The sequence below is a fragment of the Jeotgalibacillus marinus genome (genome assembly GCF_040801915.1).
Classification (GTDB): Bacteria; Bacillota; Bacilli; order Bacillales; family Jeotgalibacillaceae; genus Jeotgalibacillus; species Jeotgalibacillus marinus.
This window is the reverse complement of the sequence record NZ_JBFMIA010000010.1, coordinates 99,474-116,265: the sequence shown is the minus strand read 5'-3', so window position 1 is coordinate 116,265 and position 16,792 is coordinate 99,474. Positions and strand designations below refer to the sequence as shown.

13 protein-coding genes and 1 pseudogene are annotated in these 16,792 nt (G+C 40.1%); 2 read left to right on the top strand and 12 right to left on the bottom strand.

Translation table 11 applies throughout. The annotated features are described in order from the left end of the window. On the top strand, positions 1 to 1,262 hold a 1,262-nt coding region (locus AB1471_RS11815), incomplete at its 5' end, for a hypothetical protein (protein ID WP_367779968.1). Positions 1,263 to 1,331: 69 nt separating this feature from the next. Here AB1471_RS11815 and AB1471_RS11810 read toward each other — a convergent pair. After that, entirely contained in the window at positions 1,332 to 4,265 is a 2,934-nt protein-coding gene (locus AB1471_RS11810) for a hypothetical protein (protein ID WP_367779967.1), read from the bottom strand. Positions 4,266 to 4,888: 623 nt separating this feature from the next. On the opposite strand from AB1471_RS11810, the gene AB1471_RS11805 reads away from it, so the two are divergent. Then, on the top strand, positions 4,889 to 5,464 hold the full coding sequence (locus AB1471_RS11805) for a hypothetical protein (RefSeq protein ID WP_367779966.1): 576 nt from the start codon (positions 4,889 to 4,891) through the stop codon (positions 5,462 to 5,464). Positions 5,465 to 6,006: 542 nt separating this feature from the next. Here AB1471_RS11805 and fdhD read toward each other — a convergent pair. From fdhD to AB1471_RS11750, 11 genes and pseudogenes are all read right to left on the bottom strand, one after another. Beyond that, on the bottom strand, positions 6,007 to 6,804 hold the full coding sequence (fdhD, locus tag AB1471_RS11800) for a formate dehydrogenase accessory sulfurtransferase FdhD (protein ID WP_437342364.1): 798 nt from the start codon (positions 6,802 to 6,804) through the stop codon (positions 6,007 to 6,009). Positions 6,805 to 6,898: 94 nt separating this feature from the next. After that, entirely contained in the window at positions 6,899 to 8,164 is a 1,266-nt protein-coding gene (locus AB1471_RS11795; protein ID WP_367779965.1) for an L-lactate MFS transporter, read from the bottom strand. Positions 8,165 to 8,513: 349 nt separating this feature from the next. Beyond that, positions 8,514 to 9,065 (bottom strand): annotated as a pseudogene (locus AB1471_RS11790) (helical membrane plugin domain-containing protein); the annotation flags it as partial. Then, complete coding sequence (fdhF, locus tag AB1471_RS11785; RefSeq protein WP_367779964.1) at positions 9,058 to 12,006, bottom strand: formate dehydrogenase subunit alpha; 2,949 nt, start codon at positions 12,004 to 12,006, stop codon at positions 9,058 to 9,060. The pseudogene AB1471_RS11790 and the gene fdhF, both read right to left, overlap by 8 nt. Before the next feature lie 106 nt (positions 12,007 to 12,112). Continuing rightward, positions 12,113 to 12,616, bottom strand: a complete 504-nt coding sequence (locus AB1471_RS11780; protein WP_367779963.1) for a MogA/MoaB family molybdenum cofactor biosynthesis protein — start codon at positions 12,614 to 12,616, stop codon at positions 12,113 to 12,115. Between the two features lie 30 nt (positions 12,617 to 12,646). Continuing rightward, positions 12,647 to 13,657, bottom strand: coding sequence for a GTP 3',8-cyclase MoaA (gene moaA / locus AB1471_RS11775; protein WP_367779962.1), 1,011 nt, complete (start codon positions 13,655 to 13,657; stop codon positions 12,647 to 12,649). A gap of 43 nt (positions 13,658 to 13,700) precedes the next feature. Then, a complete protein-coding gene (locus AB1471_RS11770; protein ID WP_367779961.1) occupies positions 13,701 to 14,366 on the bottom strand; it encodes a molybdenum cofactor guanylyltransferase in 666 nt (221 codons plus the stop codon). After that, entirely contained in the window at positions 14,305 to 14,535 is a 231-nt protein-coding gene (gene moaD / locus AB1471_RS11765; protein ID WP_367779960.1) for a molybdopterin converting factor subunit 1, read from the bottom strand. The genes AB1471_RS11770 and moaD overlap by 62 nt, the downstream gene beginning before the upstream one ends. Further along, a complete protein-coding gene (locus AB1471_RS11760; RefSeq protein ID WP_367779959.1) occupies positions 14,532 to 14,990 on the bottom strand; it encodes a molybdenum cofactor biosynthesis protein MoaE in 459 nt (152 codons plus the stop codon). Before AB1471_RS11760 ends, moaD begins: the two co-directional genes overlap by 4 nt. 2 nt (positions 14,991 to 14,992) lie before the next feature. Further along, positions 14,993 to 15,514: a molybdopterin-guanine dinucleotide biosynthesis protein B gene (gene mobB, locus AB1471_RS11755; protein WP_437342363.1), complete on the bottom strand. Its 522-nt coding sequence runs from the start codon at positions 15,512 to 15,514 to the stop codon at positions 14,993 to 14,995. Further along, positions 15,499 to 16,767 carry a molybdopterin molybdotransferase MoeA gene (locus AB1471_RS11750; RefSeq protein WP_367779958.1) on the bottom strand — a complete coding sequence of 423 codons (1,269 nt, stop codon included), beginning with the start codon at positions 16,765 to 16,767 and terminating at the stop codon, positions 15,499 to 15,501. The genes mobB and AB1471_RS11750 overlap by 16 nt, the downstream gene beginning before the upstream one ends. Between the last annotated feature and the right edge of the window lie 25 nt (positions 16,768 to 16,792).

Below are 16,792 nucleotides of genomic sequence, written 5' to 3'. Positions count from 1 at the left end.
TACCAGAAGGCGGTTCAAGTATTGAATGGACAACGAATACCTATCACCAGTTTGAAGGTAAAAAAAATGATATCGTTCAACTTCAAAATGGGATCTTCTTAAACGTCCATGAAGATCATTCTAGTAATACTATTCGCTATCAATTGGGTAAATATGATGATGATCATGTTGATTGGATGGCATCGTTTGAGGAACCTATAATAGAGGAACCTATACCAGAGGAGCCTATACCAATAGAGTGGAGTCCTCCTCCGCCGCCAGATAGTAATATTCCACCACCCACAAATCTTCCTCAACTAGAAATATTAGATAGATTTAATGTGCGTGGTCATAGTGTCTATTCTACGGGGAAAACCCCTTCCATTACTGTTTTGAAGAACGGTCTTGTCTTATCAGTGATGGAAAAGGATGGAAAGCTAAATTATCAATTAGGTGAGAATTATGATTTTAGAATGTATTGGACGGGTTATATTCAATATGGAGAAGGGAAAAACCCTTCCATTGCTTTGCTTGAAAATGGTCATATTATTGAAATGCACGAAGGACCAAACAATGGTTTGTATTACAATTTAGGAGAATATACAGGAGATAATAAAATTAATTGGTATAGCAAGGACAATTATTATGCAACGGGCGATAAACCTAATGTGACAGTATTGCGAGGTGACGGTTTATGGGATTCAGAGGTTGTTGTCGTAAACGAAGGATGGGGACCATTTAATGATGCTCTCTATTACGGTTACGGAACAATAGACGGTGGGACTACCATCGACTGGGTAACGGATCAAAGTAGAGGAAGACAGTATGATAAAGGGCATATGCCTTCAGTAGCCACGTTGGATAACGGATTATTTTTAAAGTCACACAAAAGCCAATGGAATAGTCATCTTTGGCAATCTGTGAATAAACTAAGTTCGAATTTTTTACCTAGGGTTGGAGACCAATATAAATATGAGCCGAATGGTTCGAATAATCCAGTCTCATTGCAATTGAACAACGGTTTTATTTTAAATATGTTTGATGATAGAGGTAGTGATAAAGCGTTTTTCAAAACAGGAACCCTTAATTCATCTGGGGAATCGGTGGACTGGACAAGTCCGAATGTTAGTGATTTTGAAGGTGAAAATATAGATGTCGTCCAATTAAAAAATGGTTATCTTTTAAGTGTACATGAAGATCCTAATAGTGATAGTATTCGATATTCTATGGGACGTTATAAATATGAAGGATCTAACCGTGTAGTTTGGTGGCAATATTTTTGATCTATCTTGTTCCTTCGGAAAACGAAAAGAATCCCGCTGATTATGTTCAGCGGGATTCTTTTTATTTTGTTACCTTTTTGGAAACCATACTACGCGTTTTTCTTTCTCATCATATTCTCCTAATACATATCGTAGTTTTTTGTTATCTTCATGAACATTTAATATCAATCCGTTTTGAAGTTGGACCACATCGTGTCCTTCACCGCAAAACTCGGTAAAAGTGTCCTCTTTCACTTCGATATTATTACCGTCTGTAGATAATTCAGCCATGTTGAACCCATCATTAAACATCATTAAAATTTGACCATTATCTAGTTGATAGGATACTGGCAAACGACCAGAATGTTTCCATACAGATGACGTGCCAATGGTATTTATTTTTTTATCATTTTTATCGATTCCATTAAGAGATAACCATAGATTATTATTAAACAACTTTGATGACCTATGAGTCTTTAAGAGAAGACCATTATCCAATGCAGCTACAGATGGATCGTGTCCACTGTCGTAATGTTGCCCTATTGCGTCCCAAAAAACTCCCGATCCTAGATCAGTCTCTTTGAAAGTCCCATAATTATAAAATATTTTATTTGACCAAAGTGCTTCATGAACCTCAACAATCTGACCTTCTTTTGTTACTGTTATATTAGGATTCTGACCCGTGTCATATTTATATCCTAAAATATACCAGTTTATTTTACCATCTTCGTATCTACCTACATTGTAATACAAATTTGTCCCATAACCACCCATTCCATGTACTTCTATAACATCACCATTTGGAAGTGTGGCGACTGATGGAGCATTTCCATTATCGTAATTAACTGGGTCAGTCCAGTATATTACACCGTCGTATTCCTCACCCAATTGATAATTTAGTTTTCCATCGACATAACCAATGCTACTACTATGGTTTACAGACAAGACAAGACCATTATCCAATACTGTGATGGATGGATTTCCCCCTTCCTCATTATAAACAGCTTCTGTTGAAACCTTCGTATAATCTAAATATTCAAGTGGAACATAATCATCCGACCAGTTCACTTGTTTTGCTCTATCATCAAAAGATCCCAATTTATATTGAATCTCATCACTTTCATGATCTTCATGAACATTTAGCAAGCGACCATTTTGCAGTTGGACCACATCGTTATTTTTTCCGTCAAACTGGTGATACGTGTTAGATGTCCATTCAATCTCTTGACCATCCGATGATAGTTTCCCCACTCGATTCCATGTTCCATCGCTTTGATTGCTATCAAACATCGATAAAATATATCCGTTTTCCAGTTGCAGCATTACTGGATGATTCGAACTATGAGCCTCATATTCATATGATTCTCCAATGACATCAATGGAATGATTATCCTTGGACGATTGATTCATACTTAACCAAAGGTGATTATCCGATACACTTTTTTGCGTCTTCAACAATCGTCCGTTATCCAACGCCGTGATCGAAGGTTGCAGCCCGTTTTCATAGTGAACACCGTTTCTGTACCAAGTCACTTTTTCATTTTCGAACGTTCCGTATTCATAATAAACTCCAATATCATCTATTGTCTGTCCTTCATTTACCAACACAATATCTCCATTGATCATCACATCCACATTCGGAAGATCTCCTATTCCATAGAAGTTGTCGGTGCTATACCAATCAATTTCCTCTTCCCCATAAGGGTCATAACGTCCTAAATTATAATGCAATTCATGATTTCCACCTTCATGAACTTCGATGATATCGCCGTTAGCAAGGGTAGCGAGGGTTGGTTTCTCCCCATCCCCATATTCAACAGGATCGGTCCAATATACCTGACCATCGTGATACTCACCCAATTGATAGGATAGTTTTCCGTCCTTGTCATTCACCGACACGACAAGTTCATTGTCAAGCACGGTGATGGCTGGATTTTCACCATTCGCATAACCGGGCAAAGAAGACATCTCAGAATTTAATAATCGATCAGTCGTATCATGTCTTAGTTTTAACCACTCTATTTCATCCTCATTGTATTCACCTAACTTAAAGTAAAGGTCTCCCTCCGCTTCATGAACGGATAGGACCAATCCATTAACAAGAACGGCGGCAGAAGGATTTATCCCTCCAACATCATATTCATTATCTGTACTATACCAATCGATTTCTCGATCATCTACAGAACGACCTAAACTGTACGATAGACCATCCTTGTTTTCGTTTTCATAGACATTCAGTATATCTCCATTAGCAAGGTTGGTTACGCTAGGATTGTATCCAGTAGCATCTAGCTCGGCACCAACCCAGCGAAGAGGATGTTCTTCCTCTTGAGTGAGTGAGCTTAGGCTGTTGCTTAAAGGCGCATTAACCGCATTTTTACTATCCCAAACATGTAGGATCGAACCATTATCAAGAACACTTATCGATGGGTTATATGCAGTCGGGGCATATGGATAATCCTTTGTTTTCCACTGGATTTCTTTTTCTTCTTCATCATAATTCCCTAAATAGTATCGTACCCATCCTCCCTTGTTTTGTTCTGGATCTTCATTCACCGCTAGGATCTGTCCGTTTTCAAGCGTAGTGACAGAAGGATTCTTTGCCTCTTTGCTTGTGTTATACTTATTCCCTACATTGTACCAATCCATTTCACCATCTTTGTAGCGACCTAAACTGTAATAAACATGATCGTCTGTAGCGCCGTTATGGACTTCCATCACATGTCCATTGTCAAGGACCGTTAGATTCGGAGCGTTTCCTGTGTCGTATTCAATAGGTTCTGACCATTCGATATCGATTCCTCTTCGGACGTATTCACCTAATTGATAATAAAGCTTATCATCCTTCTCTTTAAGCGCTAGTATGAATCCATTATCAAGAACGACTACTGAAGGATTATATCCTTCCGAATACTTTAATTTTAGATCCTCTTTTGTGGATGCGAATCCATCAGTAGGGACCATTACACTTGCCATTAGAACAAGAATTAAAACGAGTTTAGTGAACAATGTTATTTTTTTCATGTTTTTCCTCCTTTTTCGTGGGTAAGATCAAATTATATAACGGCATATCTCTTTTGTAACTGGATGCTTTTTGTTAAATGGATCTAAATTACATCCCCCTCTCAAATATGTAGCATATTGTCGTTAAAAACTTCGTCAAAGTCAAAAATAATCGCTTTGATAATAACCACTCCCTTCGCTTCATTTTCCCGATAATATCGAGGATAATTGGCTTTCTCCTTCTCACTACTAACGGTTTTTCTACTTTCTTTTTCGTATTCTGTAAAGATAGAAACATAGCACCTTGTCTGGCGAACACTGTTAACTGTAGTTTAGTAGTTACACTTTAAAAATTTAAATTACAACGGATCAGATTCAACTTTTCAAATTGTCTCTCCGTATCAACATTCGTATTGCTTCAAGGCTATTTGGCAGACTTTCTTTTAACCTTCTCACGTATTTTCAAACAGCTTCCTCTCCATTGCAAACGCGATAATATACAGAGGTTATCCTTTTTAAATCTATTTAGATTATCCCTTTAAGTTGTTTTAAACTTTTAAAATCAAAATCCATTTGCTGTACATATACTGTAATCAGTTTCATTTTATCCTTCTGTTTTAAAACTTTGTAAAGGAGACTTGTTTATGGAAAAAAAATTTAAAAATATTAGCGAATGTACAGTCTTTTATAACAACAAAGGGGAAAAAGTCAAACCGTTTGAAATAGACATTAGGCAAGACGAGTGTCAAAATTTCATTGATTTTTGTTGTATTGCTGATGTCCCCGATGGGTTTACACTAGAGACAATTGATCCCGTTTTAACAGATATTTGTCCTGATTTTAGCGCGTTAAAATGTTGTTTAGAAACACAAAAGATCGAGACGACAGTTAATAGTCCATGTGACGAAGAACTAACCTGTCTAGTTGATCTTCAAGCTGTACGGTTAGTAGGATGTGTAAGAATTACTGCAAATACAGGGCCACTTATTCCAAACCAAACTCCATTTTTAGAGAATAATTGTACAGTAAACTGTGGAACAACTGTTTGCGTAGATCAAATTCTAGCTTTTACATGTGATCAGACACCACCATGCGTGCCTTGTTATAAAGTTATAGCATTAGCAGCATTTTTTGTTCCATTTATAGATGAGTGTGGTAGAGAAGCCGTTAGAGTAGATGGTCGAATCTTTTTAGACTTTATTGGATGTGATGAAGAATAAAATAAGAGGGAAGTAAGGACTATAAGAGAACTAAATTTGGCTATCTAACCTCATCTGGAATTCCTTAAATCCTAAAAAAGGTGAATAGGCACTTTTATTGAAAAAATAATTGGTGATCAATTTGATGATCGACCGTCTTATTGTTGACGGGATTTCCCCTTGATATGATCGGTCTTCAGTTGATAGTAGTCGTTTTCGGCGTACTGTCGTTTCGTATGATGTAGGGGTTTTGGGTGAGATTCCGAAAACATCGTGGTGGTGAAGAAGCTTTAGAGAATACACTTGAAAGACAAATCAATTAATGCAAAAAGACGCGAGCATTTCAATCGAATGCACGCGTCTTTTATCCTTTACCCATTTGAAACTCAACATATCTTCAAAAAATCACTTCGTATCCTTAGAATTAAGAGCGTAAAAAAACCCCACAATGTGGAGTTTAAAATAAATAGATTGCTAGACACTTTGTGCTTTTGCTCCCAGTAAACCATTCTCGTCCCCTATCATGAATGGATAGGCTTCATGCACCATCTGACCACGACATTCTAATCAACTACTATTCTCTCCGTACACGTATAAACATTCAATGACTGATTTCGGATAAAACCAACTGTCGTAATCTCTAACTCTTCTGCAAGCTCAAGGGCACGTTCTGTTGGAGCTGATTTAGATAGGACAACTTCACAACCAATTTTTGATACCTTCAGTAAAATCTCCGATGATAGTCTACCGCTAAAAACAAGAATTTTACCTTGCATGGAAATGTTGTTTTTCAAACAGTAGCCGTAGATTTTATCTAATGCATTATGACGTCCAATGTCCATGCGACTTAGCACAATGCCATCCACATCACATAGGGCTGCATTATGTACGCCACCTGTCTCTTTAAAAGTGTCGGCGCGATGTTGCATATCACGCATGAGTCGAAAGCAGTCTTGTGGTGTCAGACTTACGTTGCGACCATTCATTTTTTTAGCAGCCATTGCATCGCTTGCAAACACAAAGCCTTGTCTGCTCGCACCACAGCAGGATGTAATGTAGCGTTTATTTTGAAGGCTTTCATATAAGGGATTGATGTTCGATGATTGAATATGGACAAAGCCATTTTTGTGGTCGATCCACATCTTTTCAATGTCATCAAACTTGCGAATAATGCCTTCTGATGCTAAATAACCGATCACCATATCTTCGATGTATTGTGGTGTACAGACCATCGTCACAAACTCATCACCGTTGATCTTGATGGTAATGGCTTTTTCTGTTGCTACCCTATCTTCACTCCACTCCGCCTTGCCATTTCGAATACGAAGAATTTTTCGGGTAAGTACGTTTGGATTGTCCACATTTAGTCCCCCTGTTAACCGTCATTAAACGAACTTAACTAAAAGAATAGGAGTTCGAGTCATCATTTGCTCGAACTCCTATAACCTATAATTTTTATGTTGAAGCTACCGTATTGGCGTTTTCTTGACGCACTTTTTTGATGTTGAATCGGATCAAAATAGAGACAATAAGCGCTACGACAAATGCTCCTGTGAAAATATACATCGTTAAATTATAGCTATTCGTCGCTTCTTGAACTCGTGTCACAATAGTTGGCCCAACAAGACCCGCCAACGCCCAAGCAGTTAAAATATAACCGTGGATGGCACCAAGCTGTTTTGTTCCAAACAAGTCTCCTATGTATGCAGGGATTGAAGCAAATCCGCCACCATAACAAGACAAAATGACAAAGATCAAGATTTGAAAAACAATCGCATTCGTTACGCTAGGTAACATAAGAAACGCAACGGTTTGAAGCGCAAAAAATGTTGTATACACATTTGGACGACCAATATAATCAGAAATGGAAGCCCAACCAATCCGTCCAAAACCATTAAATAGTCCCATAATCCCTACCATGACAGCGGCTGCACCAGCAGTCATACCAGCAACATCCTGTGCCATTGGAGAAGCTACCGCGATGATCGCAATCCCACATGTGATATTGATAAAAAGCATAATCCACAACGCCCAAAAACGAACCGTCTTAATGGCTTCATTTGCAGTAAGCTGAGACAGATCTCCTGTTTGTTTGTTTGCTGTTTTCGCTTGTAGCTCTTCTTTACTCATCCCAGCTGGAACCCAATCTTTCGGTGGTGGAGCAAGGTATAAAGAAGAACACAACATCAAGACAAAGTAAATCGCTCCTAATAGAAAGAACGTATTGGAAATACCGATCGCACCCATTAAATATTCCATAATAGGACTAAAGATGAGCGAAGAGAATCCAAATCCCATGATGGCTAAGCCTGTTGCAAGCCCTCTTCTATCTGGAAACCATTTAACAAGTGAGGATACCGGTGTGATGTACCCAATTCCTAGACCAATTCCTCCAAGAACCCCATAGAAGAAATATAGAGAATATAAATTTCCGATACTATCTGAAAACCCTGCACCAAACATCCCTATACCAAAAAAGATTGTCGCAACGATTCCCGCTTTCCGAGGGCCATATTTTTCAACAAAGTGACCCATAAAGGCAGCTGATAGTCCTAGAAATAAAATAGCAATACTAAATGTTAAGGCAATTTCACTTGATGACCAGCCATGCTTTTCAGCTAATGGATTTGAAAATACGCTCCAAGAATAAACAGAGCCGATCGAAATGTGGATCCCAACTGCAGCCGCAGCAATGAGCCAGCGGTTTTTCGTTTTAGCCATCCTAGTTCCTCCTTATTTTTTGGGATAATAGCGGACACCAACTACTCATCCATAGTAGTTACCCCATAGCCAGTTACAAATACAATAGAACACAAGTAAGTTTTCTATTATAACTGACTTTTTTGAAGAAATCAGTAGAGGTTACTAAAATTATGCGGAGCACTTGAGTAACCTGCTACGATTTCTTGTAACAATGAACTACTTATGAACGGGCTCTGTTCTTAAGCGCAAAGATTGAAATGAGCGAAATTCCCGCGGCAACAAGCATCCAACCACTTCCGCTCTTGTCACGTTTAGCTTTGTTATTGGCAACTGCTAAACGACTCATTGGCTCGTTTCCGCCATGCCCTCTTTTTGCGTCTTCTTTTTGTTTTTCATTTTTATTGCGTACTTGTTCTTCTGGTGTTTGGGTGGTTCGTTCTAAATCATCTTGTTTTTCACCAAGACCCTTCATGAACGTTATACCAACAGCCATTGCTCGTTTTACATCTGGGTCATTCAAGCTGCGAAGAAGGGTAAGATAACCAGCTTTCTCCTTCTCCTCATCGAGTTCTGCAACGCGTGCAATTCCTGTATTCATTTTTAAAATGAGCGGTTCAAGTTGCTGAACATTCAACGTACCAAGTGTGCCGAGCATTAAAAGTAAATTCTTCATCGTATTCGTTGTTTCTTTGTTATCCATTGTTTTTACAAGGATGTCCATTACTTTATCGCCTTGACCAAAAAGGGACGTACCCATTTCAAGAACCCCACGGTCGTTCAGATGCTTTAGCATTTCAAGTAATTCTTCAATGGCTTCTTTGTTTTCAAGCAATTTCGTTTCAATACTTGCTAAATCTCTTTGTCGAAGTTCTTCCTCGCTTGGTTGAATTCGATGGATAACTTTTGTAGCCTTAGCCATGTTTATTCGACTCCTTTTTCTTCACAAGATCACCAGGGAAGATATAGTCTGCACGTGCCCATTTTTTCTCTACCTGTACCCCCATTTGCGGCTGAGGGTTTCCGAAACGGTGGTTAATTCTTGGTAATGGACTTTCACCTTTCTTACGCAAAACTTCAAGCTTCACATTTATTTCTTTGTAGGCAGGAGTGTCGGTTATGTTATCTGCATAACTACTTGTTAAGTAATTGATTGCACTTTCTCCTCTAGCGTTCATTGGCAGATACACTTCCTTGAAACGAACGCGATCTGTAATGAGACATTCTACTTTCACGCTGCCATATGGAGAGGTTAAACGGACAAGTGTGCCATCTTGTAGCCCTCTTTCTTTTGCCAACGCTGGAGACACCTCAAGGAACGTTTTCGGTACTTTTGACGTGATTCCTTCTGACCTGTACGTCATGTTTCCTTCATGGAAATGCTCAAGTAAACGACCGTTATTGACATGAATATCATATTCTTTATCAAACTCTAGCGGCTTGGTCCACTCCACTGGGAAAAGACGCGCTTTTCCATCTGAGAAAGGAAAACCATCTAAGAATAGCAAAGGCGAATCGGTTCCATCTGCAGCTACCGGCCATTGTAAGCTCTTGTAACCCTCTAGGCGTTCATACGTAACCCCTGCATACAGTGGAGATAATGAAGCGGCTTCTGCCATAATTTCACTTGGATGTTCAAAATTCCAATCTGCACCTAGTCGATTTGCGATGTTCTGAATAATTTCCCAATCAGGTTTAGACTCGCCCATCGGCTCTAGCACTTGATACAACCGTTGTATTCGACGTTCTGTGTTGGTGAACGTTCCTTCTTTTTCGAGGCTCGGACTTGCAGGTAATACAACATCTGCAAACTCGGCTGTTTTGGAAAGGAAGAGATCTTGAACAACGAAGAAATCAAGTTTTTCAAAAGCTTGATGAACATAGTTTAAGTTCGAATCAACCAGCCCCATGTCTTCCCCTTTTAAATACATCATTTTAAGATTGCCATCATGAATAGCTGCAACCATTTCATGATTATTTAAGCCTGGTTCAGCTGGGATCTCTCCGCCCCACGCTTTTTCATACTTCGCACGGACGTCATCATCTGCTACAGGCTCATAGCCTGGGAATCGATCTGGCATGCTACCAAAATCACTCGCCCCTTGTACGTTGTTATGACCGCGCAGTGGATAACTCCCCGCTCCAGGTTTACTATAGTTACCTGTAATCAGCAAAAGATTTGAAATCGCTGTACTTGTATCACTGCCACCTAAATGTTGCGTGACGCCCATTGCCCACAGGACCGATGTTGTCTTTGCTTCATGAATGGTGTTTGCCATTGAAATCAATACTTTTTTGTCAATACCAGTAATTTTTGCTGCGTAATCCATCGTGTAATTTTTAAGACTCGCTACATATTCTTGCAAGCCATTTACCCGATTTTCAAGGAAGGTTTTATCCGCCCATCCCTTATCAACGATGTATTTTGTGATGGCTTGAAGCCAAACGATATCTGTACCTGGATTTGGTTGAATAAAGAGGTCTGCTCTCTCACCCATCTCATTCTTTCTAATATCTGATACGATCAGCTTTTGCCCATTTAATTTGTGCGATCGTTTCACACGTGTCGCTATAACAGGATGCGATTCAGACGTGTTTGAGCCAACAATTAAAACGAGCTCAGCCATTTCAATATCCGTAATGGAACCAGAATCTCCTCCATATCCGACCGTTCTGAATAGACCCACCGTTGCAGGCGTTTGACAATAGCGAGAACAGTTGTCTATGTTATTCGTTCCAATGACACCACGAGCGAGCTTTTGCATCAAATAAGATTCTTCGTTTGTACACTTAGACGAACTGATAAATGACATTGAATCTGGACCGTATGTCTCTTTTGCATGGGAGAATTTTGAGGTAATCAACTCAAGCGCTTCTTCCCACTCGGCTTCCCGGAAAGCATCACCTTCACGAATAAGCGGCTTTGTAATGCGTTCTTCACTATTTACAAAATCCCAACCGAACTTGCCTTTTACACACGTGGAAATCCCATTGGCAGGCGATTCAACTTGTGGCTCAACTTTAAGAATTTTACGATCTTTCGTCCAAACGTCGAAGCTACAACCTACACCGCAATACGTACAAACGGTTTTCGTTTTCTTAATACGTTCATCTCGCATGGCAGATTCCATATCAGAAATGGCAAGAATTGATCCATAGCCCGTTTCTACGCTTTTTGTCATTTCAATCATTGGGCGCAGCGTTTGTTTGGCAATTCCAGTGAGAAATCCTGCTTCTCCTTCCATGCCTTTTTCCATCATGGCATTACACGGACAAACTGTTGAACAGTGACCACATGATACACAAGAAGACTCATTGATTTTCGAGTTCTTGTCCCAAATGACACGAGGCTTTTGGAGTGTCCAATCTATTGTCAACGTTTCGTTTACTTGAACATCTTGACACGCTTCAACACAACGTCCACAGAGGATACACTGGTCAGGATCATACCGATAAAACGGATTCGAATCATCGATCTCGTAAGGCTTGTGTTCAAATGGCATGCTTTGGTGGTTAACTTTCATTTCTTTTACGGTATTATGTATTTCACAACCACCATTATTAAAGTCACAAACCGTACAATACAGTTCATGATTTTTTAAAATGCGATCCATTCCGATGACTTGAGCTTCTTTAACCCCTGGAGCCACGGTATCAACAACATCTCCAGCTTGTAGTTTCGTCGAGCATGAACGCACATATTCTCCGTTCACTTGGACGATACACGTATCACATGTTTCAATTGCCCCTAGACTTGGATGGTAACAAACATCTGGCACTTCGATCGAGTGAGTTCTAAGTACGTCTAATACTGATTGGGAATCCAAAACCTCCATATTTTGACCATTGATACGAACCTGCATTCTATCTCTCCTCACTTTTGTAAAACATTCTGGAAAATTTCTTCTTGTTGATATATATTTTTTACCAAAAATGGTACAATTGATTAAATTTAACTCATCCATTTATTTACTTACGAAGCTCCATAACAATGTGACCAATCTCCGGGAGAATGAGTCTTTCCATCGCTAGTTTGACCGCACCCGTTGATCCCGGAATGGCAAAGACAACGGTTTCCAAAGAAGTGCCGGCAGTGGCACGAGATAAAATGGCCGCTGACCCAATATCCTCTTTGTAGCTTAAAAAACGAAAAATCTCTCCAAATCCGACCAACTCTTTTTCAAGTAACGACTGAATGACTTCAATCGTGACATCTCGTTTTGAGATCCCGGTTCCACCGTTAACGATCACCGCGTCAATATTAGGGTCATGTAAACCATTTTTAACAGCTCTTTTGATCAATAAACGTTCATCCGGCACAATTTCATAGAATTCGCATTCATGCCCTTGTTGTGTTAGGAGTTCTTTAATCTTCTTCCCACTTTTGTCCGTTTCATCGGTTCTCGTATCACTGACCGTTATCACTTTGCATACGATTTTTTTGGGTGACTTTTTACGATGATCTTCAAGCATTCACATACCCCCTTAAATATAAACTGCCTCTTACCCACCGATATATGACATCTCGATTTTCGGACGATTTTTTGCCGTTTCTTCGGTTCTTTCATCCGAATAACGGTCTCTTCTTTTATTCCATAGCGCTGAAATGGCGTTGCTTACTTCATCCATCGAAAGAGCGTTGCGCATAAGGGGTTTTAAGTCATATCCTTCTGTTGCAAATAAACAAGTATATAACTTGCCATCAGCTGATATCCTTGCTCTTGTACAAGACGAACAAAACGAATCAGATACAGATGAGATAACCCCAACCTCTATGTTCGTCCCGGCATATCTGTAACGACTCGCCACTTCCCCAAAATAAGCTTCATTGAGCGGTTCTACTGGAAAATGTTTGTCAAGTATGTCAACAATTTCTTTTTTTGTAACAACTGATGAGAGCTTCCATCCGTTCGTACTACCAACATCCATAAACTCAATAAAACGTAGCGTAATTCCTTTATCTTTAAAATAAGAAGCCATCGGGACGATTTGATCATCATTGACCCCTTTTTGCACGACCATATTTATTTTCACTTCAAGACCCGCTTCTCTTGCGGCTGCAATCCCTTTTAACACCGGCTTCGTGCTGACGGATCGACCATTCATCTTTTTGAAAACTTCTTCTTCAATCGCATCCATACTTACATTAACGCGTTTAAGCCCCGCTTCTTTTAGCTTCATCGCATATTTCGGAAGCAGCATGGCGTTCGTTGTTAAGGCAATGTCTTTGATCGATTCAATCTTATTTAACTTCGCGATAAGTTCGTGTAAATTTTTTCTTAACAGAGGTTCTCCACCCGTTAAGCGAACTTTTTCAACACCTAAATCACCCATTGCTAAAACGAGTTCATAAATTTCATCAAAAGTTAAATATTCTTCTTTTGGTAGAAACGCGAAATCCGGACCAAATATTTCTGCTGGCATGCAGTAAGAGCAGCGGAAATTACACTGATCCGTTACGGAGATTCGAATGTCTCGTAAAGGTCTTGATAAATGATCTTTTATGGGTTCCATTGTCTTCTGCCTCCTTTCTAACTTCATTTGTAATGATCCCTAGTTATTCACGTAAGCGCTCATAAGCATCCCGATCATTCACATTTTGAAAATAATGTTCATCTAACTCTAGCTGCTGTTCAGTTAAGATAGATGTAGACAATCGATCGATAAAATCAATCATTCGATAATTCCCAGTTGCTAATTGTTGTTTTAAATGAATGAAAGAATGACTCTGATAAAGAGCTGAAAGCGGATTCATTCTACCGGCTACTTGTGGAACAATCGCCTCATAATGATCATCCATCTCAGACACGAGCTTCCCAGCAGCGATCGTATTAAACTGTGGCATGTCACATGGTAAAACGATATACCAAGAAGCTTGAAATTGCTTCATCACTGTATACAATCCCGACAAAGGACCTTTGCCGATAAATGGTTCGATGTCTTCAATCACATCAACGTCATCTTTCACTTCAAAACACGCTCGAATCGATGGATGACTGACAATCACAATGTGATCGACATGTGAAGCGAGTGCGTCTATCGCATGTTGGTAAAACGGCTTATTTTTATAGTTTGCAAATGCTTTAGGTGTTCCAAATCTTGTTGACCCCCCGCCAGCAAGGATCACACCAATAAGATGATTTTCTTTTTGCATAATCGCCTTACCCGCCACTAACAGGAGGAATAAGTGCAACTGTATCGCCAGCTTTAACGATGTCGTCATGATCTGCATACTCTTCGTTCACAGCTACCATGAACGAATCCGTTTGAAGCGAATACGTTTCCGCTAGTTCTTCAAGCAAGTTCTTTACACTAATACGGTTGTGATCGACAGTAATCTCATTTTGCCCCAACCTTTCGCGTAAATGAGCAAAGCATTGTACGTTGATCATGGCGCTTCCACCTCCTCAGGTTGTCCTTTTGGATAAGTAGTTTTTTCGAGCTGATCACCAATCCACTCTTCTCCATCTTCCCACTTCTCTTTTTTCCATATCGGTACGATTTGCTTGATCCGTTCAATAGCGTATTCGTTTGCTCGGTAAGCATCTTTGCGATGTGGTGTCGATACAGCAATAACGACGGCTATGTCTGAAATATCAAGACTGCCAGTCCGGTGTGTGATAGCTACGACAGCCTCTGGCCAACGTTCTTGGATTTCATCACCAATTCTCTTTAACTGCTTTTGTGCCATCGCAGGGTAGGCCTCATAATGCAAAGCTAGCGTTCGTCTACCTTTCGTCAATTCACGAACCGTTCCGATAAAATTAACCACGGCACCTGCATTCCGTCGGACAACCTTTTTTGTCACTTCCTCAATGGAAATGGGCTCTTTTGTAATCACAAACATTCCTATCGCTCCCTCAAAAAATCAATATACCATAAACAATAAAGCTCTTTCTCTTCAAATAAAAAGGATCGAATAGGGAGGTCACTTTTTTTAATTGATGAATCGTGAATCACGGCAACGATTCCACAAAGATCGTCAAGCAGCGACAAGTCTTCTTTTTCTCGTAGCATGACGATTTTTGGATAAGATGCTTTTTTATAGCCTTCTACCAAAATGCCATCAAGATTCATCGCTTGATAAAAAGGCAAAATCTCATCAAGTTGCCAACTTTGCTTGTTTGCTGTTAATTGGAGAGCGCCTCCACCTTCCACCGCGCTCATCACGGCACCTGCACGAAGATGTCGATCACTATCTTTTTCATCATGTGATCGATCTGGCGTCCCTCCATGACCATGATGCTTGATCGATCCTAGTCTGAATCCATGTTCGCTAGCACACTGAATCATCGTTGAAACAACCGTCGTTTTTCCGCTATTTTGAAACCCAACAACTTGTAAAATGGGTGGCTTCACCCCCAAGGCCATTCACTTCCTTCAGTTGACTCTAGCAATAATACCTTCACTACGTCTCCTTGTTGAAAGCCTCGCGTTCCCCCAGGTAGCACGATCATACAATCCGTTGCAGCAAGCGATGTTACAGCACCCGATTTATTAAAACCGCTTGGCGTAACAAGTAACGATCCACCATCAAACGTCAGCTTACTCCTGACAAAACGAGTAAATGGATTAGGCTTTAAAAAATCTTCCGTCAATCTCGCTTGAACAGGGAGTAAATGTGGCTTATCAACAAATAGCTGAATATTAACAACTGGTCGAACGAAAAGTTCAAACCCTACATAACAAGCCGATGGATTACCCGATAATCCGAACAAAAACGTTCCATCTAAATGAGCAACCGTTGTCACACTACCAGGACGCATGGCAATTTTATTAAACAATACTTCTGCACCAAGTTTTTCATAAACGGCTGGTAAATAATCAAAATCTCCTACTGAAACGCCGCCTGTTGTAATCAACATATCAATGTCTTTCAACGCTTCCTTTATGGCTTGATAACAGCTTTCAAGATCATCCGTTAGCTTTCCAAACATCTTGACCTGTGCTCCGGCTCGTTCAACTTGTGCTGCCACCATGTGCGCATTGCTGTTGCGAATTTTGCCTGGTTGCAACTCCTCACTGACATCCAACAACTCAGACCCTGTTGCGAAGACGCCGATGATTGGCTGCCTGACCACCTCAACCGTTTCATAGCCAAACGTCGCTAACACAGCGATCACGCCTGGATTGATTTTTTTCCCTTTGCGAATAAGTACGGTGCCTTCTGACGTTTCTTCTCCTTTAAATGAGATATTGTCTCCAGACTTGAAAGGTCGCTTAATCGTCATTTGTTCAACACCATGTTCAACTGTTTCAGACACGAGTTCCAACATCACGACTGCATCACATTGATCAGGGATCTTGGCACCTGTCATAATGCGCACAGCTTCAAATTCTCTTACTTCCTTTGAAGCAACATAACCTGCACCAATCGTTTCAATGACAGTAAAGGTTTGTGGATTGTCACGACTGGCCTCACTCGAATCAGCGGCACGTATGGCAAAACCATCATAAGGAGAACGGTCAAAAGGAGGAACTGGGTGAACGGCAACAATGTCCTCACCAAGCGTCCGCCCATGTGCTTCATTTATATGTGTTCGTTCAGTCAATCCCGTTTTAGCGAGCCCCACCACTCGGCTCACTGCTTCACTCACAGGAATTGGCTTTCTTCTTTCAACCATGCTGAGTCAGCTACTTTCTTAATAA

What these genes read in the sequence shown, in the direction of transcription:
- AB1471_RS11810 (WP_367779967.1), bottom strand. Translation starts at nt 4,265, where the DNA reads ATGAAAAAAATAACATTGTTCACTAAACTCGTTTTAATTCTTGTTCTA.
- AB1471_RS11805 (WP_367779966.1), top strand. Translation starts at nt 4,889, where the DNA reads ATGGAAAAAAAATTTAAAAATATTAGCGAATGTACAGTCTTTTATAAC.
- AB1471_RS11795 (WP_367779965.1), bottom strand. Translation starts at nt 8,164, where the DNA reads ATGGCTAAAACGAAAAACCGCTGGCTCATTGCTGCGGCTGCAGTTGGG.
- fdhF (WP_367779964.1), bottom strand. Translation starts at nt 12,006, where the DNA reads ATGCAGGTTCGTATCAATGGTCAAAATATGGAGGTTTTGGATTCCCAA.
- AB1471_RS11780 (WP_367779963.1), bottom strand. Translation starts at nt 12,616, where the DNA reads ATGCTTGAAGATCATCGTAAAAAGTCACCCAAAAAAATCGTATGCAAA.
- moaA (WP_367779962.1), bottom strand. Translation starts at nt 13,657, where the DNA reads ATGGAACCCATAAAAGATCATTTATCAAGACCTTTACGAGACATTCGA.
- AB1471_RS11770 (WP_367779961.1), bottom strand. Translation starts at nt 14,366, where the DNA reads ATGACGACATCGTTAAAGCTGGCGATACAGTTGCACTTATTCCTCCTG.
- moaD (WP_367779960.1), bottom strand. Translation starts at nt 14,535, where the DNA reads ATGATCAACGTACAATGCTTTGCTCATTTACGCGAAAGGTTGGGGCAA.
- AB1471_RS11760 (WP_367779959.1), bottom strand. Translation starts at nt 14,990, where the DNA reads ATGTTTGTGATTACAAAAGAGCCCATTTCCATTGAGGAAGTGACAAAA.
- mobB (WP_437342363.1), bottom strand. Translation starts at nt 15,514, where the DNA reads ATGGCCTTGGGGGTGAAGCCACCCATTTTACAAGTTGTTGGGTTTCAA.
- AB1471_RS11750 (WP_367779958.1), bottom strand. Translation starts at nt 16,767, where the DNA reads ATGGTTGAAAGAAGAAAGCCAATTCCTGTGAGTGAAGCAGTGAGCCGA.